Below are 26032 nucleotides of genomic sequence, written 5' to 3' on the forward strand. Positions count from 1 at the left end.
TCAGCCCGCGAACCAGCGCACGGGGCGCGGGGCGAGGTTCTGGTAGATGTGCTTGGTCTCCCGGTATTCGGCGAGCCCGGCCGGGCCCAGCTCACGGCCGATGCCGGACTTGCCGAAGCCGCCCCATTCCGCCTGCGGCAGGTAGGGGTGGAAGTCGTTGATCCAGACGGTCCCGTGCCTCATCCGCCCGGCGACCCGCCGCGCCCGCCCGGGGTCGGCGGTCCACACTGCCCCGGCGAGCCCGTACTCCGTGTCGTTGGCGAGAGCGATCGCCTCGTCCTCCGTGCGGAACGTCTCGACGGTGAGAACGGGGCCGAAGACCTCCTCGCGGACGACGCGCATGCCGCGGTGGCACTGGTCGAGGACGGTGGGCCGGTAGAAGTAGCCGGGGCCGTCCGGCCGTTCACCGCCGGCCCGCAGGACCGCACCCTCCTTGAGCGCCGTCTCGACGAACTCCTCGGTCCTGGCGAGCTGCTGCCGCGACACGAGGGGTCCGCACTCCACGCCCTCGTCGCTGCCGCGCCCGATGCGGATCTTCCCGGCGCGGCGCGCGAGTTCGGCGACGAAGCGTTCGCGCAGCGGCTCCTCGACGATGAGCCGGGAGCCGGCGGAGCAGACCTGGCCGCTGTGGATGAAGGCGGCGTTCAGCGCCTGGTCCACGGCGGTGTCGAAGCCCTCGTCGGTCGAGCACGCGTCGGCGAAGACGACGTTCGGGTTCTTGCCGCCGAGTTCGAGTGCGACCTTCTTGACGGTGTCCGCGGCGGCGCGCATCACCTTGGTGCCGCTGACGAGCCCGCCGGTGAAGGACACCAGGTCCACGTCGGGGTGCTCGGCGAGCCTGGCTCCGACCGGGTCCCCGGCGCCGGTGACGATGTTCGCGACACCGGGCGGCAGTCCGGCCTCGGTGAGCAGGTCGATCAGCGCGACGGTGGTGAGCGGGGTGAGCTCGCTGGGCTTGATCACGAAGGTGTTGCCCGCGGCCAGTGCCGGGGCGATCTTCCAGCTGGCCTGAAGGAGCGGGTAGTTCCACGGCGTGATCAGGGCGCAGACGCCGACCGGCTCATGGACGACCACGCTGTGGATGTCGTCCGACCCGGCGTCGACGACGCGGCCGCCGCTCTCGTTCATGACGAGGTCGGCGAAGTAGAGGAAGGCGTCGCGTACACAGTCGACGTCGACGCGCCCTTCCTCCAGGGTCTTCCCGGCGTCGCGGCTCTCCAGCGCGCCGATCCTCTCCCGGTCGCGCTCCAGCAGTCCGGCCACACGGCGGAGCAGCGCGGCCCTCTCGGGCGTGGGCGTCCGCGGCCACTTTCCCGTGTCGAACGCGGACCGCGCAGCGGCGACAGCCGCGTCGGTGTCCTCGGCCCCACCCTCCGCGACGACAGCGAAAACGTCCGCATCGGCGGGGTCGATGATCTCGCGCACGGCTCCTGAGGCGGCTGCGCGCCACTCTCCGCCCACATGGATGGTCTTTTGTGCCGACACGTCGTGTTTGGCCTTCCGTTCCCGTTACGCACCGTGCCGGTCACCCACCCCGGCGATCTGGCCGCCTGCCCCACCTGGCAAGAACCATGCGCAATGCTTGACAGAAAGTGACCTGAGTCACTCCAGGCCAAGATCACGGGAACGCCGCACCGCGACCGCGGCGCGACCGTCCGCCCCCCTCCTGGCGATCAGCGGATCCGGCGTCGCCGGCGACCACATGCCGGGCCATGGCCCTCCACCTGCGCGACTTCACCGGGGCCGGCTGTCGGAACGGTCCGCCGCGTACGGCCCACCACGCCCGCGGCCGTCGAGGCCGAGCTCAACGCCCGCTGATCCACCTCATAGAGTCAGGGACATGACCAAGCACTTCAGCGACCCGTTCCTCCGGGTCACGGAGCAGCACGCCGCCTGGGGCGCCGAGCAGCTGGAGGCCTTCAACGAGTTCATGCCCATGGGCGAGTGGAGCGCCGATCTCGGGCAGTGCCTCTACCGGCAGGCGGGGCGTGAGCTGCGGATCTCGCTCCTCGGCACGTACGACACCAGCGAGCAGTCGTGGCTCTGGGCCTGGGCCAACCCCGGATTCCAGGGCACCCCCGTCGCCGGCGCGGCCGAGAGGGTCAGGCAGTACGGACAGGCCCACGGACTGCACGAGTTCACGCACGAACTCATACAGCTCGCGGCGCACGACGACCCACGCCGCGCCGCCGAAACCCTCGCGTTCACTGCCATGGGCGTGCTCGGAGCCGCCGGTTATCTCGGGGTGCAGGCGAGTCCCGACGCCCGTGCGTACATGGTTCCCGACGACCCCCAGGTCCCGCGCGCCGAGCCCGATGCCATCACGCTGCCGCGCGTCCTGCTCACCGGCGCCGGCCTGCTCGGCGGTTCCGCGCGGCAGGTCGTCGCCGGGTACTTCGGCCACCACGACCTTCCCCAGCGCGTGGCCACGGACCGGATGAGCGCCGGACTCCCGAACGGCGGCACGGTGGACGTCCTCTTCGACGACGCCGACCGCATCGCCTCGGTCAGCATCAACTCGGGGGAGCCCGCGTCCGCGTGACGCAGGCACGCCACGGCGTGGCACGTCGCGCCGGATCGTGACATCACACGATCCGGCGCCACGCGGTCTCAGGGCAGCCGGAGGTCCGAGCACCCCTGTGCCCTGGCCGACTGCCCGGCGAACGCCTTCAGCGCGGCCGCCTCGAAGGACGCCGAACGCTTCTTCACCGCGAAGCTGTTCTTCTGCGGGTCGTGGACCCGCCAGAGCGTGAACACGGCACGCTCGGCGGAACCGGGGCACCGAGCGGTCGCCCAGGCATGGTTCGTTCCCTCGACGGCTCCGGCCTGGCCGCGCAGCCGCGTAGGGGTGAGCGCCCTGAATGCCTTGGCCAGGGGGCCGTAGGCGGCCGACAGGCGGTACCCGGGCTCGCCGCCCGGGGTGGCCAGGAAGCAGTCGGTCAGGGACGCGTTCTTCTGCCCGACGGACTCCATGGCCCCGGGGACTCCGGCCTTCCGGGCCTCGGCGGCCGACGGCCGGAGGGCTGCGCACGTGCCGTTCGCCCGGTCCAGAGGAACCGGGGCACCGAGCGGGTCGTCCGGTGCGTCCGTTGTCTCCTTCCCGCCGGACGCCTCGCAGCCGAACTCCTCGGCCGCCTTCATCGCCGTGGCGGTCGTGAGGCGGGCCTGGGCCGCTTGCCGTGCGCCGCCGTCGCCCGGGCCGCCGCCGCTGCCGCTCAGGAGGCTGCTGACGAAGAGGCTCTCGTCCTTGCGGTTCCGGCACGCCAGGACGACCGACACCTGGGGAACATCGCCGCCCAGGCTGAAGGCCCCCGGCCAGTCGCCGCCCAGCGGGGCGGCCCTGCCCAGCACGCCCGTCATGTCCGCCCGCCGAAGCGACAGCGCCTGATCGTCGGCGTCGCTGCCCCAGCGGACGTCGATCCGCAGCGAGTCGTGACTGTCCCGCGAGGTGACGGCACAGCGCGTGAGCGCGCCGGATCCCGGGTCGGATTCCAGGTCGGAGGACGCCACACGGTCACCGTCGAGGGCCTCGACAAGGCCGGAGCGTGCCAGGGTCCCCCGGCAGGCACGGTCGAGGGACATCCCGTCACGCCACTCGCCGAGGACCCCGGTGAAATGGAGGACGCCGGCGAGCAGCGCGAGACAGGAGACGAGGACGACCGCCACAGGGCCGCGGTTTTCTTTGAGTCGCATACAGGTGTTTCAGTCCGCTCCGGGAGTGCGTGGGCTGTGCGGTCCGGTCGGTCCCGCCTGTCAGTAGTCGGAGCGCAGATGACGCAGCGCCCCGTCCCGCCCCCTCTCGTGGTGGACCTGACCGTGCCCCATGAGGTTCCTGGTGAAGTCGCTGTCCTCCGCGTGGCCGTTGCTCTTGGCCCACTCGACGACCATGGCATCCACCTCCCGCTGACCGGCGTTGAACTGCTTGGAGTTCTCGGCGGTCGCTTCCGTGCTGGCCTCGGCGATGCGGTCCTTGGTCGCCTCGTACGAGTAGAAGTCGAGGACCCTGTTCGCCAGGTCTCCGGGGACTGCCATCTTCTCGGGCGTGAAGTTCAGCACCGCACCGGAGCTTCCGGTGAGTGCGTGGTTGAAGTCGTTCGCCCACTGGATGTTGTCGAACCGCCTGTCGAAGACGACATCCGCCCTGACCCCGTCGTACGCGCCGAGCGACGCCGAGGTCTCCATGATCCGGTTCTGGGTGGCCAGGCTCCTGGCGTCGTCGGGCATGGCCGCGAAAAGGTCCTGGGAGTACTGCTTCTCGGCCCGGTACACCTGCCCGAACGCCTCCGGGTCGTTGGCGACGCCCCGCATGATCTTCACCAGCTCTTCCTTGGGGACGGCCATACGGGCCTGCCCGTCGTCGTTCCAGACGCGGTCCACGCCGTTGTACTTGTTGTTGTCCATGCCGAGGATCTGGTGGGTGTCCGGCGTGTAGTCCATCAGCATGTGGGCCATCGGCGCGCGGAGGTTCGCCGGGAGCTTCTCCGCCTCGCCCGCGGCGTTCAGCACGCCGATGCTCTCGTTCATCACGCGGGCCTGGGCCATGTCATGGCCGCCGAGGTCGTACGTCGAACCGGGCACGTGGCCCGTCGCGGCCGCCTCGAGCGCGGCGCCGAAACCGGTGCGGTTGTCCTGGTCGGCGGCGTCCGGAGCGACGACCTCGACCTTCCCGGACGTCCGCTCGGTGTCGACGCCGTTCCAGTCGCGCCTGTCCAGCAGGTACGAGAGGTTGTCGTTCTTGTTGTCCGGGCCCGGGTCGAGATACTCGGTCGCGGTCCTCGGGTCGTCCGCCATGATGCCCAGCACCCCGTCGAGGGGGTCGTTGGCGAACCAGCCGTCCTTCTTGCCGCTGAAGTCGCCGGACAGGTCCCAGATGTCCGGGTCACCGCCCCGCTTCTCGTCCTCGGCCGTGCGGATGTCGTCCGCCATGTCCTTGAGGAACTGGCCGGAGTAGCCGTCGCCGTGCTGCATGAGGGTGACCAGGCTCTGGTAGCCGCGCGCCTCCTGGCCGTGCCCCCGGCCGATGTCGACCTTTCCGCCCGTCACCTCGAGGTCGTACTGTTTGACCCCGGCCTTCTTCAGATCCTCGCGGAACTGCGTGTAGAACGCGGACTTCGGGTCCTTGGTCGCCGTCGCCAGCGTGGTGGCCAGGCCCTTCTGCAGGTCCAGGTACTCCTGCCTGCGGCCCTTGTCCCCGGAGTGGGCAAGGTCGCTCAGCTTGTTGGTGAACGTGAGGGTGCCTGAAGCACCCAGGCCGCTCAGCAGGGTCTGGCTGAAGGCCTTGTCCCCGGAGTTGTCACGGAAGGACCGCCGGGCCTCCCGAAGGTCCGCCTCCGAGGCGTCGCCTGAGTTGATCCGGGTCGCGATGTCCTTCAGGTGCTGCGCTTCGTACTTCTCGACGTCGCCCTGGGCACTCGCGTTGAAGCCTCCGGCCGTGCCGTCCATCAGGTCGGAGTCGACCACCACTGCGTCGAGAGCGATCTTGACGCCGTCGTCGCAGTCACCGGCGGCCTTCACCGCCTGCTCGATGCGCTGAGCCCACTCTGCGGCCTTCTGCCGGGCGCTCTCCTGGTAGTCGCGGTCGTGCACGTAGGCGGTGTACTCCCCTCTGTCCAGCAGCGAGGTGTCGAACTGGACGACACCCTGCTCGGAGACCCGCATACCGTCCTTGACGGCGGCGTCCCGCTGGGTGCTGACCTTGCCCCGTGCCTCGACGAACTGCGTGTGCGCGTCCCGCAGGAGGGAGGCGACGGCCTTCGCCTCCTTCTGGGCGGCCTGGTACTCCTTGAGCGTCACATCGAAGCGCAGGCTCGCGGCCTGGGCGCTCAGCCCGGTCCAGGACGGGCCCATGGATATGCCATGGACGTCCTTCTTGTACTGGTCCTCGAGTTTCTTGAACTCGCCCGCCATCGCCTCCCATTTCTCGGCAGCCGAGGTGAGGGTGGACAGGTCGGTCGTCATCACTTCGTGGTAGGTCGGCACGCGTCCCCCATGAGCAGTCGATCAGCGGTCAGTTCTGTATGCCCCTGGGCACGAGGCCCGGTTGCGAGGCGATGCCGATGTCGTTGTTCACGAGTACGGAGTTGGTCCGACGCAGAGCGAACTTCTCCGACGTCAGACGATCCATCAGCACCTTGACCTGCTTCTCCCACGCCTGATGCGCCTTCTTCAACGCGCCTGCGGTGTCCCAGCCATGACCGTCCTTGGGGCCGAACTCCCTGACCGCCGCGCCGGTGCTGTCCTCGGCCACGTTGCCGGCCTTGCCGGTGCCCGGCTCCAGGTGCTTCTCGATGGAGCCGGCCGCGGCCTTCTTCTGCGCCGGGGTCGAGGCCAGGTCCGGACCGAACAGCGCTGGACCGCCTCCTGAGCCACCGCCCCCGTCGAGCTGGTTGAGTCTCGTCCCGGTGGATGGCCGCGAGGCCACATCCGCTTTGATCTGCTCCCACTCGTCCCAGGCCATGCGCTCTCCTCATACGTGGTGATCGCTTTGCAGCAACCCTACGTAACGAGGTTCGCGAAGGGGAAGTCCGTTGAACGGAAACGGAGTTGGGTCACGCCTCCGGTCGACCGTACGGAGCGGGAACGGTAGCGACTGCGATCCACGTTGCATGTGCGGACGCATCCGTCCGACCCCCTGCCCACACCGCGGCCCGTCGCCGTGCTGGACCGGATCCGCGGCTACGAGCGGTCGGGCCTGCCGCACGGGTGACCTCCCTCGGCATCACCCCCGCCGGGCCAGGTCCCTTCCGGCCCCGGCATGTCCGAGGGCGGCACCGGCCGCGATCACCGCGAGGGCCAGCAGTGCGGCGATCGCCGGGTTCACGAAGGCCGGCACGAAGTCGTGCGTGTACCCGTCCGACCAGCGGCAGACCGAGCTGACGGGGAACAGGCTCTCGTCCATCCCCAGAAAGTCCGCAGGCGCCGCGGGCCGCAACGGCCCGCATGTGTGGAACTCGTTCTCCAGGCGGACGTAACACATCAGGCCGTACACATGAACCGCAAGCGCCGACGTCGCGCACACGATCGCCGCATCCCTCAGCGTCGCGGCGAGTGTCGGGGCTCTGAGGCTGCCGCGACGGACGAATGCCGGGAGCAGATACGCGCACAGGGTGATCAGCATCAGCATGCCGCAGAGAATGATCGCCGGTGCGGCGAGGGAGCTCTGGCCCGTGTCGGTCGCCAGTTGAACCGCGCCGGGATCCGCAGAGATCGGAATCATGCGGGCCATCCTGCGCCATCGAACGTCCGACTGTGCCCAGCTCTCCGAGGCGGTACGCCAACGCCCGGCGCACCTGCTCGAGTTGCTCGGCCCGAGCTCCGGCCCCGCCTGCTCTCCTGGCACCTCGGCAACTGGCTCCCGCCCGAACTGCCGACGCTCGCCGCTCCGGTCGGGACCGTACCGCTCCAGGAGACCCGAACGGGAACGCCCCGGCAGCGGGTGCTGCCGGGGCGTTCCGGACTCGGTCCGGGGAGGCTCAGATGAGGCCGAGCTCGCGGACCGCCGCGCGCTCCTCCTCGAGCTCCGCGACCGACGCGTCGATGCGCGTGCGCGAGAACTCGTTGATGTCCAGGCCCTGGACGATCTCGTACTTGCCGTCCTTGCAGGTGACCGGGAAGGACGAGATCAGGCCCTCGGGGACGCCGTAGGAGCCGTCCGACGGGATACCCATGGAGGTCCAGTCGCCCTCGGCCGTGCCGTTGACCCAGGTGTGGACGTGGTCGATCGCTGCGTTCGCGGCCGAGGCGGCCGAGGACGCACCACGGGCCTCGATGATCGCGGCACCGCGCTTGGCGACGGTCGGGATGAACTCCTCGGCCAGCCACTTCTCGTCGTTCACGACCTCGGCGGCGTTCTTGCCGGCCACCGTCGCGTGGAAGATGTCCGGGTACTGGGTCGCCGAGTGGTTGCCCCAGATCGTCAGGCGCTGGATGTCGGAGACGGCGGCGCCGGTCCTGGCGGCCAGCTGCGAGATCGCGCGGTTGTGGTCGAGGCGGGTCATCGCGGTGAAGCGCTCGGCCGGTACGTCCGGGGCCGCGGCCTGCGCGATGAGCGCGTTGGTGTTGGCCGGGTTGCCGACGACGAGCACCTTGATGTCGTCCGCGGCGTTGTCGTTGATGGCCTTGCCCTGCGGCTTGAAGATGCCACCGTTCGCGGAGAGCAGGTCGCCGCGCTCCATGCCCTTGGTACGGGGGCGGGCGCCGACCAGGAGCGCCACGTTGGCGCCGGCGAAGCCGACGTTCGGGTCGTCGGTGATGTCGATGCCCCGCAGCAGCGGGAAGGCGCAGTCCTCGAGCTCCATGGCGGTGCCCTCGGCGGCCTTGAGGCCCTGCGGGATCTCGAGCAGGCGCAGCTTGACCGGCACATCCGCGCCGAGCAGGTGGCCGGAGGCGATGCGGAAGAGCAGCGCGTAGCCGATCTGGCCGGCCGCGCCGGTCACGGTGACGTTGACGGGAGTGCGGGTCATGGCGATCTCCGTAAGACAGCTGGCGGTGGGCAACACTGCCCCTCGTGCGGGACGTCTCGTCCACGTGCGTGAATCTTGACGTGAAGAGAATTCCAGCCGTCAGGCTATCCGACCCGGGCACCCGGCAATCCCCGCCCCCTTGTGGCGCGGCTCACCCACAGGCACCACCGGCAGGCGCGCCTGCCCGCGTCACTGCCCCGTCGTACAGCCTGTCGTGCCCGCCTTGAGCGTGGCGCATGCCTTGGCGTCGGCGGGGTCAGGTGCTGCCGCCATCGGCGTGTACGCGTCCAGGTCCGCGTTCACCAGCCCGTTCTGCTCGCCCTTGCCTGCCACGGTGATCTGGACCGTGTCGCCGACGGCGGCCTTGGTGATACGGGCCCAGGCCGCCCCGCACGTCTTGCTGTAACGGACCTCGACAACGGCCTTGCCGACCGTCGCGGTGGCGACGGTCTTCGCCAACTCGCCGCCGCAGCCCATCAGTTCCGGATCCTCGCCCGCACAGTCCGCACCGCTGCACTTCACCCCGGCCGGCAGCTCCGGGCCGCTGGTGACGGGGGTGGGCGTCGGGGACTCGACGGCCTGCCGGCCGGGCTCGTCCCCGCCTCCGCCGAGATCGGCCACGTACACGGCCCCGGCAACGACCAGCAGCGCGCCGACGAGAGCGGCCGCGAACATGAAGCCCTTGCTCTTTCCCTGCCCCTTGCCGCCCCGGCGGGCGGAGGCCGCGCCCCGGCCGCCGGACGCGGTCGGCGTGGCCTGATGTCCAGGGGCCCCGCCCTGTGGCGGCACGAACGCCGCCCGGCCGCCGCGCTCACCGGCCGCACCGGAGCGGGAGGCGCGGGAACCGGACGCCGCAGCGCCCTCTGCGCCGGGCCCGAACTCACCGAGGGCGGCGCGCGCCTGGGATATTCGTATCGCTTCCATCGTCATGTCGTGGCGCATCTCGGAGCGGCTCCAGGCGCGCTCCGCGAGCTCCCACATGGTGGTGATGTGGCCGGTGTCGATGCCCGTGACCTCGGCGAGCGCGACGATCGCGCGCTTGGGCGCGAGCAGCCGTCCGTTGAGATACCGCTCCCAGGACGTCTTGCTGAAGCCGGTGCGGTCGGAGATCGCGGCGATGCTCAGTCCACTGCGGTCGACGACCCCACGCAGCTGACCTGTGAACTCGCGGACCTCCGGATCCAGTCCAGCAGGCAATTCCTTCCAACGAGGCATTTCGCGCTTCCCCCTTGTCCCCCGATGGTGCTTTATATACCCCCCGGTGCTCGCACGCGTCCCGGATGCGGGACCAGTCTCGCATCCGTTGCCCAACGATCACACCGTGGCGGAACGGTCACTTCCGTGCCACAGGCCACAGTCGGACCTTGAACGGGCTTGGCGCGTCCATGACCCTTGAATCACGACGGCGCCCGTCCTGACTCGGGGGAGAGGATGGGCGCCGTCGTCGGGGCGTACCCGGCGGTCAGGCGAAGGCGGAGGCCAAGTCCCTGGCCATCCTCTTCCGCAGGTTGGCGTCGAGCACCTCCAGGAACTGCTCCGTGGTCAGCCACGGCTGGTCCTTGGAGATCAGCACCGCCAGGTCCTTGGTCATCCGGCCCGCCTCGACGGTCTCGACGCAGACCTGCTCCAGCGTCTCGGCGAAACGGGTCACCTCCGGGGTTCCGTCCAGCTTGCCGCGGTGGGCGAGGCCCCGGGTCCAGGCGAAGATCGAGGCGATCGGGTTGGTCGAGGTCGCTCTGCCCTGCTGGTGCTGCCGGTAGTGGCGGGTGACCGTGCCGTGCGCGGCCTCGGCCTCCACCGTCCTGCCGTCGGGGGACATCAGGACCGAGGTCATCAGGCCGAGCGAGCCGAAGCCCTGCGCGACGACGTCCGACTGGACGTCGCCGTCGTAGTTCTTGCAGGCCCAGACGTAGCCGCCCTCCCACTTGAGCGCCGCCGCCACCATGTCGTCGATCAGGCGGTGCTCGTAGGTCAGACCGGCCCTGTCGAACTCCGCCTTGAACTCGGCGTCGTAGACCTCCTGGAAGAGGTCCTTGAAGCGTCCGTCGTACTTTTTCAGGATCGTGTTCTTGGTCGAGAGATAGACGGGGAAATCACGGGCCAGGCCGTAGCGGAACGAGGCCCGCGCGAAGTCCCGGATCGACGCGTCGTGGTTGTACATGCCGAGTGCGACACCGGGGCCGGGAAACTCGTGGACCTCGACCTCGATCGGCTCGGACCCGTCCTTCGGGGTGAAGGTCATGGTCAGGGTGCCCGGGCCGGGGATCTTGAGGTCGGTGGCCCGGTACTGGTCACCGAAGGCGTGACGGCCGACGACGATCGGCCTGGTCCAGCCGGGCACGAGCCGTGGCACGTTGTCCATGATGATCGGCTCGCGGAAGATCACGCCACCGAGGATGTTGCGGATCGTGCCGTTGGGCGAGCGGTACATCGCCTTGAGCTTGAACTCCTCGACCCGCGCCTCGTCCGGCGTGATCGTGGCGCATTTGACGCCGACGCCGTACTGCTTGATGGCGTTGGCGGCGTCGACGGTCACCTGGTCGCTGGTGGCATCCCTGTGCTCGATGCCCAGATCGAAGTACTTCAGCTCGACGTCGAGGTACGGCAGGATCAACCTGTCCTTGATGAACTGCCAGATGATGCGGGTCATCTCGTCGCCGTCGAGCTCGACGACGGGGTTGGCTACCTTGATCTTGGCCATGAGTGGAACATCCCTCTCGCGCTCGCGCCACGGCTGGGTCGGCGATGCCGGCAATCTCGGACTCATCGGGATATTTCGCCGTATCTCGCCATCAAGATACTCACGGTCGAGACGCCGGAGGGCCAACCAGCCCGTTCAGGCGCGGCCAGGGCCCGTCGTTCGGATCAGGCTCTACCGCACGGTGAAGTGGACGACGTCCTCGAGGAACGGCACGTCCAGCCACGGCGCGGGCTGGGTCACCAGGGCGAGCAGCACGATCACCGTGCCCAGCAGGCCGTACGTGATCATGTCCGTGAAGCGGGAACGCACCGCGAGCATGCCGACCGAGGGCAGCACGCGGCGCAGTACGGCTCCGGTGATCAAGGCCACGCCGATCAGGATCGTGCCCACCCGGAATGCGTCCGCGAAGGCGTCCATGCCGACGATCAGCAGGCCGAGCCCGGTCAGCACGAGCACGGTGAGCAGCGGCCACTGCCGCGCGGGCGCCGGTGCGTCGCCGGGGGCGGCCCTGCCGCCGCCCTCGGGCCGCGCGGTGTCACGGGTCACGGCTGGCGGGCGCCGTGACGCCTTCTTGGCGGAGCCGGGGGCGTCCGGGCCCGGAACGGGGGCGCTGTCGCCGGACGCGGCCTCCGGCCCGGTCCCGGCCTCGCTGCCCTCGGACCCCGTCGAGGCGGCAGGACCTTCCGGCGCGACGGCCTCCGGCTCAAGACCCGCGGCGGCCTCGGCGGCACCGGTCGCCTCCGGTTCGGCCGCCCCGGCCGCCTCAGGTCCTGCCCCGCCGTTCGTGCGCACGCCCATCGGTTCAGCCTCTCCCGGTCAGCCCGTGGTGGCGGAGGACACGGCTCGCTCGGCCGCCTCGACGACGTTCACCAGCAGCTGGGCACGGGTCATCGGGCCGACACCGCCCGGGTTGGGGGCGACCCAGCCGGCCACCTCGGTCACACCCGGGTGGACGTCCCCGACGATCTTGCCGTTCTCGTCCCGGCTGACGCCGACGTCGAGCACGGCCGCGCCCGGCTTGATGTCCTCGGGCTTGATCAGGTGCGGCACCCCGGCCGCGGCGACGACGATGTCGGCCTGCCTGAGGTGCGCGGACAGATCGCGCGTACCCGTGTGGCACTGGGTCACGGTCGCGTTCTCGGACTTACGGGTCAGCACCAGCGGCATCGGCCGCCCGATGGTCACACCGCGGCCGACGACCACCACGTTCGCGCCGTTGATCTCCACGCCGTGGTGGCGCAGCAGCTGGATGATGCCGTACGGGGTACAGGGCAGCGGCCCGGCGATGCCGAGCACCAGCCGGCCGAGGCTCATCGGGTGCAGACCGTCGGCGTCCTTCGCCGGGTCCATGAGCTCGAGCACACGGTTTGCGTCGATGCCCTTGGGAAGCGGGAGTTGGACGATGTATCCGGTGCACTCGGGGTCGTCGTTGAGCTCCCGTACGACCGCCTCGATCTCCTCCTGCGTGGCGGTCGCGGGCAGCTCGCGCTGGATCGAGGCGATGCCGACCTCGGCGCAGTCACGGTGCTTGCCCGCGACGTACCACCGGCTTCCCGGGTCGTCACCGACGAGAAGGGTGCCGAGGCCTGGGGTGACACCCCGCTCCTTGAGGGCCGCCACGCGGGCGGTCAGATCGGACTTGATCGCGGCTGCGGTGGCCTTGCCGTCGAGAATCTGGGCAGTCATGTTCCCATCCTCGCGGATGGACCCGTCCCGGTTCCAATCCTGTCCATCTGCGCAGCGCCGAGGTTGCACTTGCACAACACCTTCGGATACCGACTGGACAAAAAAGCGACAACAATACGACGATGATCCGCGCAGTGCCGCGGGCAGTGCCGGGGGGCAAAATCAAGAGTGTCGTGCAGTTCCTCCGCTCGGACCGCGTCGTCCCCGCATTTCCAACGGAGGAATCCCGCCATGAGCTTCGGCGACCCGAACAACCCTTACGGCCAGCAGCAGGGCCAGCAGCCCGGTTACGGCTACCCCCAGGCCCCTCCGTACGGCGGCGGCTACCCGGTCGGCCCGACCGAGATGCCGGGCGGCGTCAAGGCGGCCCGCGTGATGCTCTGGGTCATCAGCGGTCTGCAGGTCATCGGTCTGGCCCTCCTCGGACTCGGCGTCGCCGCCGTCGAGAAGATCAAGGACGACCCGACGCTCAAGGGCGAAGAGGGCTTCGACGCCATCACCAAGTTCTCGTCCGGTGTGCTGTACGCGCTGATCGGGCTCGCCGTGGTCTTCCTCGTCGGCTCGATCTGGGCCGCGATCCAGTGCGGCAAGGGCGGCAACGGTGCCCGTATCGGCATCATCGTCTTCTCCTCGCTGACGATCGTCTTCAGCCTGTACCCGTGGTTCCCGCTGAGCCTGGTGCACCTGGTGCTCGCGATCCTGATCGTGGTGTTCGTCGCCAAGTCCGACGGCGCCGCCTGGTTCCAGCGCCAGCGCGCCTGACCGCTTCCGGCTCCGCACGAAGGCCGTGACACCCGCCGCCCCGGCAGGTGTCACGGCCTTCGGCCGTTAAACGCGATTGTTCTGCGGACGTTCAGCAGCGGTTCCTACGCTGATCCCGAAAGACCTCGGGGAAGGAATCGCACGATGTACAGCATCATCGTGGTGCCCGCGCACGCAGCGGACTCCACCGACCAGTTACGCCTGGCACCGGGGGAAACTCTCCCCTTCGGCCGTATCGCACCACCCGGCGGGGGCCGCCATCTCACGCTGCCGCACCACGGGGTGTCGCGACGGGCGGGCACCCTGAGCGCCTCCGGGACGCACTGGACGCTCAGCAACCTCAGCAGCGACCGGACCTACGTCGTGGAGAATCCCGAAGGCGCCGGGGAACACATCAAGATCGCACCCGGCCGGCTCGGCGCACCCATTCCGTTCGAGTTCAGCCGGGTCGTCCTGCCGGCGGGCGGGGAGCTGCTCGGCTTCGACGTCTGGGCGCCACGCCACGAATACGCCGACGAGACCCGGCCCTCACCGGGCGGCGAGCCGACCGCGACCGCCTTTGCGCTCGACCGCTCCAAGCGCTATTTCCTGGTGCTGACGGCGTTGTGCGAGCCCCGGCTGCGCGGCGCGCCGCATGCTCCGCTGCCCACCGTCGAGCAGACCGCCGAACGGCTGCGGCCGCTGTGGCCGGGGGCCAATCGTGCCGCCGTGCAGTGGAACATCGACTACCTGGCAGTGAAGCTGCGCCTCAAGCCCGGTCCTGACACGGCCGATCCCGGACCGCGTCTGAACGGCAAGAAGGAGTCGCTCGTCTCCCTGGCGCTCCGGTTCGACCTCGTACGCGAGTCCGATCTGCTCGCCCTCGGCGCCGGAAGCGGTGAGACGCGATGACCGGGCCGACGCAGAGCCCCTACACGGTCCCGGTGCCGAAGGGCTACCGGGTCGGCCCCTGGACCGTGGGCGAGCCCCTGGGGGCCGGTGCCTTCGGGAGCGTGTACGCCGCCCGGCGCACCGCCGCGGCACCCGGGCTGGTGGAACGGGCCGCGCTGAAGTTCCTGCCGACCGGAACGCGGACCCCGCGCCAGCTGCGCCACCTGGAGGAGCTGGCCGAGCGCGAGGTCGCCCTGCTGCGCAGACTGCGCTCCCCGCGGCTGATCCGGATGTACGAGACGCTGACGGTGGACGACCCCATGCGGCCGGAACTGGACGGCGCCACCGTCCTCGTACTGGAGGAGGCGGAAGGGTCGCTCGACGCGCTGCTGGCAGACGGGCCCGGACCGCAGTGGGGGCCGCCGCTGCTCGTACAGGTGTGCGAGGGGCTGTCCCAACTGCACGGGGCGGGCTGGATCCACGGCGACCTCAAGCCCGCGAACGTCCTGCTGATGCCCGACGGCACGGCCCGGCTCGGCGACTTCAACATGGCGGCGGAACTGGAGGGCACCCACGCCTACTGCCCCGCCTTCTCGACGCCCGACTACACCCCGCCCGAGCTGCTCTGGTCCGAGATCGGCGAGCGCGGTATGCGAATCCGTCCGAGCGCGGACATCTGGGCGTTCGGGGTGCTTGCCCATGTCGTACTCACGGGCACGATGCCCCTTCCCGGCGGCACGCCGACCGCTCGCCGGGATGCGGCAGTTCGCTATGCCCGTGGCGCGGACGAGCTGCGCCTGTCGCCCGAACTCCCAGGTTCGTGGCATGACATCGTTGCCGACTGCCTGGCTCGTACGCACGCCGAACGCGCGGCGCACGACGCGACCTCACTGCTGCGCCGGGTCGAGGCGGCGGCAGCGGGCACAGCGGCGGCCCGAAGACCGCGGCTGCGCACCTCGCTGCGCCGGCGCCGCACACCGCAGTCGCTGCGCCGTCCACTCGCCGCCGCCACGGCGGCGGTGGCTGCGCTGACGGCCCTCGGCTTCGGTGTCGACCGGCTCGCCGGCGCCGGCGGGCCCGAGGCGTACGACCGGTGTGCCGCCGGCACCGTGTGCTTCTTCGCCGAGAGTGACGGAAAGGGCGAGATGTGCAGCTGGGTGGACGGTGACGACGACTGGCTGACAGGGACGCTCGGCTGCGCGTGGACACGTGCCAGGCAACCGAAGTCCGTCTTCAACAACGGGCACGACAACGACATGGGTGCGCACCTCGTCGATGTCGTGTACTTCGCGCGCACCGGCTGGAAGGAGCGCCTGGGTTGCATCACGATCCGGATGAAGACGAACCTCACCGGGGCAGTGAGCCCGAAGTCGCACCGATGGGTCGAGAGCTGCGATGCGCCGGCACCCTCGCAGATGCGAGTAACCGTGGACGCCACCCCGTAGGCATCGTGGGGCAAACCGACATCGGCCGGGCACGGAGCCCGGCCTCGGCACCCCGGAAAGGGAATCGATGCTGCGGTATGTGAAACGATCCGAGCGCCTCGGGCGGCGTGTGCGAGCGGTCGTGGTCGCCTGTGCGACGGCGCTGGCGCTGGGGGCAACGGTCCACTCTGCCGCCTCCGCCGACGCGGCGGCAGGCACCACGGCGCAGGCCGCCGAACGGCCGCTGTTCCAGATGCCGTTCCCGTGCGGGACGAAGTGGCAGCTGAACACCTGGGGACACAACCCCGCTCTGGACCTGGTGGTGGAGGGCAACACCGGCTCGGACGCGAAGCCCGTGCTGTCCTCCGCGACCGGCACGGTGTCCGCCACGTACAACCACGCAGGCTCCGGAAACACCATCCAGATCAACCACGGCAACGGCTGGTTCACGGCGTACTACCACCTCAAGGACGCGCCCGACGCCTACGTCAGGAAGGGGGACGCCGTCACCGCCTCCACGCAGATCGGCCGCATCGGCACGACGGGCAACTCCACCTGGTCGCATCTGCACTACGAGCAGCGGTATTCGGCGGCCGGCGGCGACTTCACCGACGAGACCCACCGGGTTCCGGTCCGGTTCGACGGGACCGAGTACTCCGGCGCGGCCCGGGAGTGGCCGAGCGTGACGAGCAACAACTGCGCCGGGGGCGGCACACCACCCGATGGCTGGCAGGACTGCCCGTCCGGGTTCGTCTGCTTCTACTCCGGTCCGGACGGGACGGGCACGGTCTGCCGCACGGACCGCGACGAGCCGGCCATCGGCTGCGGGCTGCGCAGGTCGTACTTCAACAACGGGACGGAGCAGCCCGGTTACGACCACGTCCAGGTCGGCTTCGGTGAAGGCGGCGGGCAGTGCCTGCACTTCGGCCGGGAGGAGGGGCGCGGGAACTTCCCCGCCGGCGGCAGAACGGTCGCCTCGGTCACCTGGCGGGGCGAATGCTGACCGGGTGACCTGGGGCGGCCGCGCCTGGGCGGGCGGCGGCCGGGGCGGCCCTCAGAGGTACGAGGTACCGCCGAGGGCCGCCTCCCCTGATGGTGGTCATGTGCCGCCACGGGGGACGGCACACGACCGAGGGGGACGCTCGTGCGACGCACCATCGCTGCTCTGGTCACCGCGACGGCGGTGGCGGTCACCGTGACCGGCTGCGGCAGCACACAGGACGCCGAGCCGCGCGCGGCCGGGGCCGGCGCCGGCGCCGGGCTCGCGCCGCTCAGCGACGCCGAGCAGTGGAGGATCTCCGACGCCCAGCAGCGGCTGATCAAGGAATGCATGTCCCGGAAGGGCTTCAGGTACTGGGAGGCCGAGCGGCTGAGCCTGGAGGCGAGCCGGACACAGGGCTATGTGTCGGACGACGTGGCGTGGGCCCGCAAGCACGGCTACGGCAGCCGGATCCGGGCCGAGCAGGAGCGCGCACGGCGGGCGAACCCCAATGCGGCTTACCGGCAAAGCCTGCCCGGGGAGCGGCGGAAGGCGTACGACGAGGCTCTGGACGAGGGGGTGCACGCACCGGTGATCTCGGCCGAGCTTCCCGGCGGCGGGACCGTCCGCAAGCGGGTGGGCGGCTGCGTCGCCGAAGCCGAGAGGCACTTGTACGGGGACCCGGAGACATGGTTCCGCGCCGAGAAGACGGCCGGGAGCCTCCAGCCGGTCTACGTCCCCCAGCTGATGGCCGACAGGACGTTCTCCGCGGCTCTGGCCGCCTGGGCCCGGTGCATGGAGCGGGCCGGTCACCCCTACAAGGATCCCGGCGCGGCCCGCCAGGCGGCTCTGCAGCAGGCACAGGAGACCGGTCCTGCCGAGGCGTTCGAAACCGAGCGGAAGCTCGCGGTCGCCGACGCCACCTGCGCCGGCGAAACCCGACTTCGGTCCATCGGCACGGAACGCGAGACCCACTACGTGAACAAGCTGCGCGGCCGATACGGCGAGGCCCTCGACACGCACGCCCGGCTGCAGCGGGAGGCGCTCACCCGCGCCATCGGAATCGTCGGGCCCCGGGCCTGACCCTCCCCACGAATCTCCACGGCCACCTGCCGCGGATCAGAACGCCTCCGACGAGGCAGACAAACAGGAGTGAATCATGCGTAAGTTGGGCACAGCTGTCGCGGTTCTCGGTCTGGCGGCACTCGGCGCCATCGCCCCTGCCACGTCCGCCCAGGCAGCCGCCCAGGCGGAGGGCTGCGACCAGGCGTGGCCCGGCCGTGACGGGAACGTCCGGGCGTGGCAGCACAACGACTGCCGGGGCTACCTCCTCGGCGTGGACGCGGGCGACGACGCCGACTGGAGCGACGGCGCCGGGGCGTTCCAGGGCAGCGACTACAACGAGGCGTCATCCGTCATGAACAGCGGCTACACCGGCGGCCTGGACGTCGTCGCCTTCTACCTGACGGCAAAGCACCTGCATCAGTTCGGGTACGTGTGCCTGTCCCCGTACGAGCTGTACGCGGACAACCTGACCGACAACTACTTCACCAACGGCGGCGGCGTCGTGAACGACCGTATCGGCTCACACAAGTGGGTGACGGCCTCCGCCTGCGGGGCGGGCAGCTGGCTCACCTGATCCCGCACCGAACGCGTACGGCCCGCCGGTTCCGTACCGGCGGGCCGCACACGTCACGCGTCGTTCATCAGTGGAAGAAGTGCCGCGTACCCGTGAAGTACATCGTCACGCCCGCCTTCTGCGCGGCCTCGACGACCTGCTCGTCGCGGACCGAACCGCCCGGCTGCACCACGGCCTTGACGCCCGCCGCGGTCAGGATCTCCAGGCCGTCCGGGAAGGGGAAGAACGCGTCGGACGCGGCGTACGAGCCCCGGGCCCGCTCCTCGCCCGCGCGCTCGACCGCGAGCTTCGCGGAGTCGACACGGTTGACCTGGCCCATACCGACGCCGACCGAGGCGCCGTCCTTGGCGAGCAGGATCGCGTTCGACTTCACCGCGCGACAGGCCCTCCAGGCGAAGGACAGCTCGGCCAGCTCGGCCGCGTTCAGTGCTTCGCCGGTGGCCAGCGTCCAGTTGGCCGGGTCGTCGCCGTCCGCCTGGAGGCGGTCGGCGACCTGGAGCAGCGCGCCGCCGTCGATCGGCTTGAGCTCGACCTCGGCAGCGGGGGCGCCCTCGGCGCGCAGCACGCGGATGTTCTTCTTGCGGGCGAGGATCTCGACCGCGCCGTCCTCGTAGCCGGGCGCGACGATCACCTCGGTGAAGATCTCGGCGACCTGCTCCGCCATCTCCTTGGAGACCGGGCGGTTGACGGCGATCACACCGCCGAAGGCGGACAGCGGGTCGCAGGCGTGCGCCTTGCGGTGCGCCTCGGCGACATCCGCGCCGATCGCGATGCCGCACGGGTTGGCGTGCTTGATGATCGCGACACACGGCTCGGTGTGGTCGTACGCGGCCCGGCGCGCGGCGTCGGTGTCCGTGTAGTTGTTGTAGGACATCTCCTTGCCGTGCAGCTGCTCGGCCTGCGCGAGGCCGCCGCCCGCGGCGGAGCCGCTCCTGGATGCCGTGGAGGTGTAGAGCGCCGCGGGCTGGTGCGGGTTCTCGCCGTAGCGCAGCACGTTCTCGCGCTGCCAGGTGGCGCCCAGGAAGTCGGGGAAGCCCGACTCGTCGGCCGGGGCGTAGGAGGACGCGAACCAGGAGGCGACCGCGACGTCGTACGCGGCGGTGTGCTGGAAGGCCTCGGCCGCCAGGCGCTTGCGGGCGGCGAGGTCGAAGCCGCCGGCCTTGGCCGCGGCGAGCACGTCGCCGTAGCGGGCCGGGCTGGTGACGACCGCGACCGAAGGGTGGTTCTTGGCGGCGGCGCGGACCATGGACGGGCCGCCGATGTCGATCTGCTCGACGCACTCGTCGGGGGAGGCGCCGGAGGCGACGGTCTCCTTGAACGGGTACAGGTTCACCACGACGAGCTGGAACGGCTCCACGCCCAGCTCGGCGAGCTGCCGCTGGTGGTCCTCGAGCCGTAGGTCGGCGAGGATGCCGGCGTGCACCCGCGGGTGCAGCGTCTTGACCCGGCCGTCCAGGCACTCGGGGAAGCCGGTCAGCTCCTCGACCTTGGTGACCGGAACCCCCGCGGCGGCGATCTTCGTGGCGGTCGAGCCGGTCGACACGAGCTCGACGCCCGCCTCGTGCAGCCCGCGGGCCAGCTCCTCCAGCCCCGTCTTGTCGTAGACGCTGACCAGCGCGCGGCGGATGGGCTTAACGGTGTCCGTGTTCACCGACATGAACCTTTCGTCCCTCAATGCTGTAGCCGTTACGGGCCAGGCGCCCCACGACGTCGACGAGCAGCTGTCGCTCGACTTCCTTGATGCGCTCATGGAGAGCGGCTTCATCGTCCGTCTCCCGCACCTCGACCACGCCCTGCGCGATGATCGGGCCGGTGTCGACGCCGTCGTCGACGAAGTGGACGGTGCATCCGGTGACCTTCGCGCCGTACGCGAGCGCGTCGCGCACTCCGTGGGCACCGGGAAAGCTGGGCAGCAGGGCGGGATGCGTGTTGACGAACCGCCCGCCGAACCGGGCGAGGAACTCCTTGCCCACGATCTTCATGAAGCCGGCCGAGACGACGAGGTCCGGCTCGTACGCGGCGGTGGCCTCGGCGAGGGCCGCGTCCCATTCCTCGCGGGTGGCGTAGTCCTTCACGCTGCACACGAACGTGGGAAGGCCGGCCCGCTCGGCGCGCTCCAGACCCGCGACGGCGGACCGGTCGGCGCCGACGGCGACGATCTCGGCGCCGTACGCGTCCTTGCCGGCGGCGATGGCGTCGAGGAGGGCTTGCAGGTTCGTACCGGACCCGGAGACCAGGACGACGAGGCGGGCGGGACGGGCGGCCACAGGGGACTCTTTCCGTGTTGCGCTGCGACTTTGTGTGGTCGTACAAAAGAATCGCGTCCCCGGATACGGGGAACTCTACGAACGAGACGACCGTCAGCAACGATACCGGCACACAGGTCGGCCCCCACGGGACGGGGGCGTGGCCGGGAGGTAGCGTCTGTGGGCAGGCCCGCACCGGACGGGCCGGACGACGGGCATGACGAGGGGAAGACGTTCACCAGATGCTGGACCGCCGCCGCCGTACGGACCTCCTGTTGCCGCGGGAGCGCCAGTCCACGGACGACAACAACCCCTTCGCGCCGCCGCCGGAGGGCAGGCCCGACCAGCCCTGGCAGCCGCGGCGCCCTGCGAACGACGAGCCCTCGACGTCCGACTCCCCCGACTCGTCGTCCTCCGACGGTGACCGGTCGGGCCGGGGCGGCCAGTGGAGCAGCCGCCAGCCGGGCCGCTCGTCGGGCGGTGGCTTCGGCGGCCGCCCCGGCGGCCAGCAGGACGGCCGACGCGACCCCGAGGGCGGCGGTCCCGGTCCCGGTATGCGCTGGGACCCGACGGACCCGGCCCAGCGCAGGGCGCGCTATGCGCTGCTGTCGGGCATGTGGGCGTTCTTCTTCGCGCTCTTCGACTTCCCGGAGATCGCGCTGCTGCTGGGCTCGCTGGCGGTGTACTGGAGCATCAGCTCGCTGCGCGCGAAGCCGCAGCGTCGGGCGGCGGACGCGGTGATGTCCCCTGCACCGGCTCCCGGAGCCCCGGCCTCGCCGAACAGACCGCAGATCACGGCGGCGGTGAGCGGCCTGGTGATGGCGGGCATCGCGCTGATGATCGTGGCCGCGTCTTTCACGGCACAGCTGGTCTACCGCGACTTCTACACATGCGTGGACGACGCCCTGACGAAGACGGGCCAGCTGGCATGCAACGACCAGCTCCCGAAGCCGCTGCGCGGCGTGATCGGCGTCAAGGAGTAGCACCGCTCAGCGGGCGGCCTGGCACCGGAGGGACACGACGCCGGGCCCCTGGTGAGCGGCCACCTGCGCGTAGGAGGCCACCGGCCCGGGAAACACAACGCCGGCCCCGGGTGACCCGCGACCGCTCCGGCTGCCGCACACCGGGCGCCTGGGCCCGGTTCGGCCACAGGCCGCCGGTGCAGATCCACAGCCGCGTCGGAGGCGATACCGGCCGGAGGGACACAGCCCCAGACCCGGGTGGACCCTTCGACCGCGCCGGAGCCGGAGGCACGGCCACCGGCCGGCTACGCGTCCGGCCCGCCCTCGTCGGCCGCCCCGGGCACCTGCGCACCCGGTTCGGCCGCAGGCCGCCGAGGCACATCCGCAGCCGCGTCGGAGGCGGTACCCGGCCCGGACGGGAGCGGATCTGCCGCCCCTGACATGTCCGAGGCCGCGAGCCGGGCGCCGCCCTCGTCCGCCTTCTGCGAGCCGGACGGCTCCGCGCCTGGCCGTGGGCCGCCCGCGCCCTCGGGCGCATCCGATTCCGCAAGCTGCGCCCCGCCCCCGTCCGCCGGAACGGAGCCGGACGGCTGCGGGTGGGACGTGTCCCGGCTCGAGGGGAAGCCCGAGGCCCACGGGGACGCCGGCAGCACGTCGTACGAGTCGGTGATGTCCTCGTCCGTATCCTCGTCCGTCGCGCCGGGCGCCGAGGTGGTCGGCAGCGTCTCCGACTCGCCCGCTTCCTTCGTACGGCTGCGCAGCCGCCACGCCCGCACGCCCAGCGCCGTCGGTACGCCGATGCCTGCCGTCCAGGCCAGCGATGCGAGGCCCGTCTGCCACCACACCGGACCGAACGCCGCCAGCCGGCCCGCGCCGAGCGGGCCGCCCGCGGCGGCCGTCAGGACAGCCGTCAACGCCGCGCACCCCACCGCCGCGAGCAGCACGCTCAGCGCGGTGTTCCGCAGGCCCCAGGCCGTCTCGGGCGGCCCCAGCCGTGGCGCCGCGGTCCGCAGCGTGAACAGTGCGACCGTGGCGCCCGCGGCCACCGGTACCGCCACCGCCGCCCAGTGCAGCGGGGTCCCGGGTCCCGCGGCCGGGACCGCGGCGAGCAGCGGGAAGGCCGGCAGCGCGGGTGTCCCGGTAAGGGCGAGCGGCGTCACGGTCGCTCCCGTGCCGAGGGCGAAGCCGGGGCCGAGGCCGTACGCCGCGCCCCAGGCCGCCGCGTTCGGCACCAGCGCGAGGGCGAGCAGCAACAGTGCGAGACGGCCCGGCCAGTCCCCCGCGAGCTGCAGGAACGAGTCCTGTGCCGCCTGCGCGTGCCACATCAGGGACGCGGCGACCAGCAGTGCGCCGCCGGCCAGCTGCGCCAGCGCTCCCGCCGCGGCGGACCGCAGGGTGGCGGCCACATCGGGTCGGGCGAGCAGGCTCCGCAGCCGCTCCGGCCGTCGGTCCGGGAGCGGCCCGAGCGGCCTGTCGTACGCCGTCCATGCGCCGCACGCCGCCGCCACTCCGGCCACCAGCGGCACATGGAATGCGGCGCTGGACGGATCCGGCCCGATCGTGCCGCCTGCCGCGTAGAGCGCCACCGGCGCGGCCGCCAGCACGTACCCCACGGTCACGGCGCACACCGCGCCCGTCGGCGAAGGGCTCGGCCGGCCCCCGTGGGGCTCCAGCACGTCGCGTGCGGCTCGGTGTGCGAGCAGCGCGGGCAGCGCGACCAGCAGCAGCGGTACGAGCCCCATCGGTGCCGGAGTGCCGGACAGGGTGTCCGAGCGGACGAGTTCGGTGCCGTGCGCCAGCAGCCACAGCCCTGCGACGACATGCAGCGCACTGCCCGGCCCGCGGTCCGGGAACGGCGAGCTGATCCACATCGCCATGACGAGAACGGCGATCGCGCCGAGCCCCAGACCGGCCGCGGTCGCACCGCGTACGAGGGCCGCGGCCAGGGCGAAGGCCGGCCGGCCTCCCTGGACGACGACCGGGTCCGGCGTGATCGACGGGCTTCGATCGGTCAGTTGGGTCACGCAGCCATGCTGCCAACGACACGCGCTGGAGCCGCGTAACAAGCGATCACCCGTTGTGTCGCTCAATATACGTTTATGTACTTTTTCGCCGAGTGCAGCGCCGCGGGGAGCCCTTCATGACACGGAGCACCACCGACTCCCCGGTCCCCCTGCCGCCCCCAACGGAGCGGCGGCGCCTGCGCGAGGCGAAGGGTCTGAAAGAGGAGCAGGTCGCGGCCGCGATCGGCGTGACACGGACGACGATCAGGTCCTGGGAGACCGGCCGCACCAGCCCTCAGGGCCGCAGACGCGAGTTGTACGCGAAGCTCCTCGCCGCCATCGATGAGGAGTTGTCCGCGGCATCGCCGAATCCCGCTCCCCCGCCGGACGTCCGGCCCGGGCAGCGCTCGCCCGCACGCCCGCGTGTACTGCCCCCCAAGCCTCAGCCCGCGCCGCGCCGTCCGCCGGCGCCCCTGCCCTCGCTGCCCCCGGCGTCGACCCCGGGCGAGGCCTTCGACGCCCTGTACGCGCACGCCGCACCCGCCCTCGTACGCCAGACCTACCTGCTCACCGGCCGCACCGAGCTCTCCCGCGAGTCGGTCGAGCGCGCCTTCCATCTTGCATGGCAGCGCTGGCCCGAGGTCGCCGTCGACCGGGACCCGGTGGGCTGGGTCCGGGCCGTCGCCTACGAGTACGCCATGTCTCCCTGGCACCGTATGCGCCGCGCCCACCGGCATCCGGACAGCCCGCAGGAGACCGGGAACCGGCCCGCGCTGCTCGACGCGCTGCAGGAGCTGCCCCCGCCGTACCGCCGCACACTCCTGCTCTACGACGGGCTGGGCCTGGACCTGCCGGAGACGGCGGCCGAGACCGAGGCGAGCACCCCGGCCGCCGCGAACCGGCTGCTGCACGCGCGGGACGCCGTCGCCGGGCAACTGCCCGAACTCGGCGACCCCGAACTGCTCCAGCAGCAGCTCAGGGCGCTGGCCGGTGCGGTGCCCGTGCCGCGCATGACGCCCGCCGACACAGTACGGGCGACCTGCGAGCGACGGGCAGTGGTGTGGACGCGGGTCGCGGTCGCGGCGACCTCACTGATCGTGGCCGCGACGGCGATCACGCTGATCACCGCTCCCCGGCACTACGAGCGGCCCGTCCCGCCGGGTCAGTGGGTCGAGGGCGTGCCCGCGCCGCATCCCGGCCCGCAGCTGCTCAGCAAGAAGGACAGGACGCTGCGCGACAGACTGAACGCCGAGCCGGCGAAAGGCCCCAACCGGCTGGTCCCGCAGCTCCGCTGACCGTCGCCGCACACAAACGGGTGGGCCCGCCCCCGGTCGTCCGGGAGCGGGCCCACCCGCGATGCCGTGCAGAAGCAGCCGAGAAGCCCGGCCGCCGAGGCTTGGTCAGCTGCCGAGAATGGCGCGCGCCAGCTTGGCCGTCTCGGTCGGCGTCTTGCCGACCTTGACACCGGCGGCCTCGAGGGCCTCCTTCTTCGCCTGGGCGGTGCCGGAGGAGCCGGAGACGATGGCGCCGGCGTGGCCCATGGTCTTGCCCTCGGGCGCGGTGAAGCCCGCGACGTAGCCGACGACCGGCTTGGTGACATTGGCCTTGATGAAGTCGGCCGCACGCTCCTCGGCGTCGCCGCCGATCTCACCGATCATGACGATCAGGTCGGTGTCCGGGTCGGCCTCGAAGGCCGCCAGGGCGTCGATGTGCGTGGTGCCGATGACCGGGTCGCCACCGATACCGACGGCGGAGGAGAAGCCGATGTCACGGAGCTCGTACATCATCTGGTAGGTCAGCGTGCCGGACTTGGACACGAGACCGATGCGGCCGGGCTTGGTGATGTCGCCCGGGATGATGCCGGCGTTGGACTGACCGGGGGTGATCAGACCGGGGCAGTTCGGGCCGATGATCCGGGTCTTGTTGCCCTTGGACGTCGCGTACGCCCAGAAGGCGGCGGAGTCGTGGACCGCGATGCCCTCGGTGATCACGACGGCCAGCGGGATCTCGGCGTCGATCGCCTCGACGACGGCGGCCTTGGCGAAGGCCGGCGGCACGAAGAGGACGGAGACGTTGGCGCCCGTCTTCTCCATCGCCTCGGCGACGGAGCCGAAGACCGGTACCTCGGTGCCGTCGAAGTCGACGGACGTTCCGGCCTTGCGCGGGTTCACGCCGCCGACGATGTTGGTGCCGTCGGCCAGCATGAGCTTGGTGTGCTTCATGCCGGTGGCGCCGGTCATGCCCTGGACGATGACCTTGCTGTCCTTGTTGAGGAAGATAGCCATGGTTCTACAGTCC

Annotated in this window: 23 protein-coding genes; 9 read left to right on the plus strand and 14 right to left on the minus strand. The window is 71.0% G+C overall.

Going from position 1 to position 26032, the window contains the following annotated elements; genetic code table 11:
- Positions 1-1485, minus strand: coding sequence for an aldehyde dehydrogenase family protein (locus OHS70_RS14165; RefSeq protein ID WP_328397351.1), 1485 nt, complete (start codon positions 1483-1485; stop codon positions 1-3).
- Between the two features lie 355 nt (positions 1486-1840).
- Here OHS70_RS14165 and OHS70_RS14170 point away from each other — a divergent pair, with 355 nt between their 5' ends.
- Positions 1841-2542, plus strand: coding sequence for a DUF6882 domain-containing protein (locus tag OHS70_RS14170; RefSeq protein ID WP_328397353.1), 702 nt, complete (start codon positions 1841-1843; stop codon positions 2540-2542).
- Positions 2543-2610: 68 nt separating this feature from the next.
- On the opposite strand, the gene OHS70_RS14175 is transcribed toward OHS70_RS14170, so the two are convergent.
- The 9 genes from OHS70_RS14175 to OHS70_RS14215 all read right to left on the minus strand — a co-directional run bounded on the left by OHS70_RS14175 (position 2611) and on the right by OHS70_RS14215 (position 12849).
- Positions 2611-3693 (minus strand): hypothetical protein, encoded by a 1083-nt coding sequence (locus OHS70_RS14175; protein ID WP_328397355.1) that lies wholly within the window; start codon positions 3691-3693, stop codon positions 2611-2613.
- Positions 3694-3753: 60 nt separating this feature from the next.
- Entirely contained in the window at positions 3754-5979 is a 2226-nt protein-coding gene (locus tag OHS70_RS14180) for a DUF6571 family protein (RefSeq protein ID WP_328397356.1), read from the minus strand.
- 28 nt (positions 5980-6007) lie between these two features.
- Positions 6008-6457, minus strand: coding sequence for a hypothetical protein (locus OHS70_RS14185; RefSeq protein ID WP_328397358.1), 450 nt, complete (start codon positions 6455-6457; stop codon positions 6008-6010).
- A 261-nt stretch (positions 6458-6718) separates the two neighbouring features.
- On the minus strand, positions 6719-7216 hold the full coding sequence (locus OHS70_RS14190) for a hypothetical protein (protein ID WP_328397360.1): 498 nt from the start codon (positions 7214-7216) through the stop codon (positions 6719-6721).
- 256 nt (positions 7217-7472) lie between these two features.
- On the minus strand, positions 7473-8462 hold the full coding sequence (locus OHS70_RS14195) for a malate dehydrogenase (protein ID WP_328397362.1): 990 nt from the start codon (positions 8460-8462) through the stop codon (positions 7473-7475).
- 189 nt (positions 8463-8651) lie between these two features.
- On the minus strand, positions 8652-9677 hold the full coding sequence (locus tag OHS70_RS14200; protein WP_328397364.1) for a helix-turn-helix domain-containing protein: 1026 nt from the start codon (positions 9675-9677) through the stop codon (positions 8652-8654).
- A 247-nt stretch (positions 9678-9924) separates the two neighbouring features.
- Positions 9925-11163: an NADP-dependent isocitrate dehydrogenase gene (locus OHS70_RS14205; protein ID WP_328397366.1), complete on the minus strand. Its 1239-nt coding sequence runs from the start codon at positions 11161-11163 to the stop codon at positions 9925-9927.
- A 171-nt stretch (positions 11164-11334) separates the two neighbouring features.
- Positions 11335-11961 carry a DUF3017 domain-containing protein gene (locus OHS70_RS14210; protein ID WP_328397368.1) on the minus strand — a complete coding sequence of 209 codons (627 nt, stop codon included), beginning with the start codon at positions 11959-11961 and terminating at the stop codon, positions 11335-11337.
- A gap of 18 nt (positions 11962-11979) precedes the next feature.
- Positions 11980-12849, minus strand: coding sequence for a bifunctional methylenetetrahydrofolate dehydrogenase/methenyltetrahydrofolate cyclohydrolase (locus tag OHS70_RS14215; protein WP_328397370.1), 870 nt, complete (start codon positions 12847-12849; stop codon positions 11980-11982).
- 231 nt (positions 12850-13080) lie between these two features.
- Here OHS70_RS14215 and OHS70_RS14220 point away from each other — a divergent pair, with 231 nt between their 5' ends.
- From OHS70_RS14220 to OHS70_RS14245, 6 genes are all read left to right on the plus strand, one after another.
- On the plus strand, positions 13081-13611 hold the full coding sequence (locus OHS70_RS14220; RefSeq protein WP_328397372.1) for a hypothetical protein: 531 nt from the start codon (positions 13081-13083) through the stop codon (positions 13609-13611).
- A 144-nt stretch (positions 13612-13755) separates the two neighbouring features.
- Positions 13756-14502: an FHA domain-containing protein gene (locus OHS70_RS14225; RefSeq protein ID WP_328397374.1), complete on the plus strand. Its 747-nt coding sequence runs from the start codon at positions 13756-13758 to the stop codon at positions 14500-14502.
- Positions 14499-15926, plus strand: coding sequence for a serine/threonine protein kinase (locus OHS70_RS14230; protein WP_328397376.1), 1428 nt, complete (start codon positions 14499-14501; stop codon positions 15924-15926). Before OHS70_RS14225 ends, OHS70_RS14230 begins: the two co-directional genes overlap by 4 nt.
- 79 nt (positions 15927-16005) lie before the next feature.
- The gene (locus OHS70_RS14235) at positions 16006-16908 is read left to right on the plus strand and encodes a peptidoglycan DD-metalloendopeptidase family protein (RefSeq protein ID WP_328397378.1); all 903 of its coding nucleotides are present in this window, start codon (positions 16006-16008) and stop codon (positions 16906-16908) included.
- A 141-nt stretch (positions 16909-17049) separates the two neighbouring features.
- Positions 17050-17967 (plus strand): hypothetical protein, encoded by a 918-nt coding sequence (locus tag OHS70_RS14240; RefSeq protein WP_328397380.1) that lies wholly within the window; start codon positions 17050-17052, stop codon positions 17965-17967.
- Positions 17968-18043: 76 nt separating this feature from the next.
- Complete coding sequence (locus OHS70_RS14245; protein WP_328397382.1) at positions 18044-18523, plus strand: hypothetical protein; 480 nt, start codon at positions 18044-18046, stop codon at positions 18521-18523.
- A 67-nt stretch (positions 18524-18590) separates the two neighbouring features.
- Here OHS70_RS14245 and purH read toward each other — a convergent pair whose 3' ends face one another.
- On the minus strand, positions 18591-20180 hold the full coding sequence (gene purH / locus OHS70_RS14250) for a bifunctional phosphoribosylaminoimidazolecarboxamide formyltransferase/IMP cyclohydrolase (protein WP_328397384.1): 1590 nt from the start codon (positions 20178-20180) through the stop codon (positions 18591-18593).
- Positions 20155-20790, minus strand: coding sequence for a phosphoribosylglycinamide formyltransferase (gene purN, locus OHS70_RS14255; RefSeq protein WP_328397386.1), 636 nt, complete (start codon positions 20788-20790; stop codon positions 20155-20157). Before purN ends, purH begins: the two co-directional genes overlap by 26 nt.
- A gap of 221 nt (positions 20791-21011) precedes the next feature.
- Here purN and OHS70_RS14260 point away from each other — a divergent pair, with 221 nt between their 5' ends.
- On the plus strand, positions 21012-21752 hold the full coding sequence (locus OHS70_RS14260) for a hypothetical protein (protein WP_328397388.1): 741 nt from the start codon (positions 21012-21014) through the stop codon (positions 21750-21752).
- 284 nt (positions 21753-22036) lie between these two features.
- Here the strand turns inward: OHS70_RS14260 and OHS70_RS14265 are convergent, their stop codons facing one another.
- A complete protein-coding gene (locus OHS70_RS14265; protein ID WP_328397390.1) occupies positions 22037-23755 on the minus strand; it encodes a cell division protein PerM in 1719 nt (572 codons plus the stop codon).
- A 116-nt stretch (positions 23756-23871) separates the two neighbouring features.
- Here OHS70_RS14265 and OHS70_RS14270 point away from each other — a divergent pair, with 116 nt between their 5' ends.
- Positions 23872-25029 (plus strand): sigma factor-like helix-turn-helix DNA-binding protein, encoded by a 1158-nt coding sequence (locus tag OHS70_RS14270; RefSeq protein WP_328397392.1) that lies wholly within the window; start codon positions 23872-23874, stop codon positions 25027-25029.
- Positions 25030-25134: 105 nt separating this feature from the next.
- Here OHS70_RS14270 and sucD read toward each other — a convergent pair whose 3' ends face one another.
- A complete protein-coding gene (gene sucD / locus OHS70_RS14275) occupies positions 25135-26019 on the minus strand; it encodes a succinate--CoA ligase subunit alpha (RefSeq protein WP_328397394.1) in 885 nt (294 codons plus the stop codon).
- Positions 26020-26032 lie beyond the last annotated feature (13 nt).

Source organism: Streptomyces sp. NBC_00390 (assembly GCF_036057275.1).
In the GTDB taxonomy this organism is placed as follows: domain Bacteria; phylum Actinomycetota; class Actinomycetes; order Streptomycetales; family Streptomycetaceae; genus Streptomyces.

Coding starts and splice junctions, on each gene's coding strand:
- OHS70_RS14170 (WP_328397353.1), top strand. CDS start 1,841: ATGACCAAGCACTTCAGCGACCCGTTCCTCCGGGTCACGGAGCAGCAC.
- OHS70_RS14175 (WP_328397355.1), bottom strand. CDS start 3,693: ATGCGACTCAAAGAAAACCGCGGCCCTGTGGCGGTCGTCCTCGTCTCC.
- OHS70_RS14185 (WP_328397358.1), bottom strand. CDS start 6,457: ATGGCCTGGGACGAGTGGGAGCAGATCAAAGCGGATGTGGCCTCGCGG.
- OHS70_RS14190 (WP_328397360.1), bottom strand. CDS start 7,216: ATGATTCCGATCTCTGCGGATCCCGGCGCGGTTCAACTGGCGACCGAC.
- OHS70_RS14195 (WP_328397362.1), bottom strand. CDS start 8,462: ATGACCCGCACTCCCGTCAACGTCACCGTGACCGGCGCGGCCGGCCAG.
- OHS70_RS14200 (WP_328397364.1), bottom strand. CDS start 9,677: ATGCCTCGTTGGAAGGAATTGCCTGCTGGACTGGATCCGGAGGTCCGC.
- OHS70_RS14205 (WP_328397366.1), bottom strand. CDS start 11,163: ATGGCCAAGATCAAGGTAGCCAACCCCGTCGTCGAGCTCGACGGCGAC.
- OHS70_RS14210 (WP_328397368.1), bottom strand. CDS start 11,961: ATGGGCGTGCGCACGAACGGCGGGGCAGGACCTGAGGCGGCCGGGGCG.
- OHS70_RS14215 (WP_328397370.1), bottom strand. CDS start 12,849: ATGACTGCCCAGATTCTCGACGGCAAGGCCACCGCAGCCGCGATCAAG.
- OHS70_RS14220 (WP_328397372.1), top strand. CDS start 13,081: ATGAGCTTCGGCGACCCGAACAACCCTTACGGCCAGCAGCAGGGCCAG.
- OHS70_RS14225 (WP_328397374.1), top strand. CDS start 13,756: ATGTACAGCATCATCGTGGTGCCCGCGCACGCAGCGGACTCCACCGAC.
- OHS70_RS14230 (WP_328397376.1), top strand. CDS start 14,499: ATGACCGGGCCGACGCAGAGCCCCTACACGGTCCCGGTGCCGAAGGGC.
- OHS70_RS14245 (WP_328397382.1), top strand. CDS start 18,044: ATGCGTAAGTTGGGCACAGCTGTCGCGGTTCTCGGTCTGGCGGCACTC.
- purH (WP_328397384.1), bottom strand. CDS start 20,180: ATGTCGGTGAACACGGACACCGTTAAGCCCATCCGCCGCGCGCTGGTC.
- OHS70_RS14260 (WP_328397388.1), top strand. CDS start 21,012: ATGCTGGACCGCCGCCGCCGTACGGACCTCCTGTTGCCGCGGGAGCGC.
- OHS70_RS14270 (WP_328397392.1), top strand. CDS start 23,872: ATGACACGGAGCACCACCGACTCCCCGGTCCCCCTGCCGCCCCCAACG.
- sucD (WP_328397394.1), bottom strand. CDS start 26,019: ATGGCTATCTTCCTCAACAAGGACAGCAAGGTCATCGTCCAGGGCATG.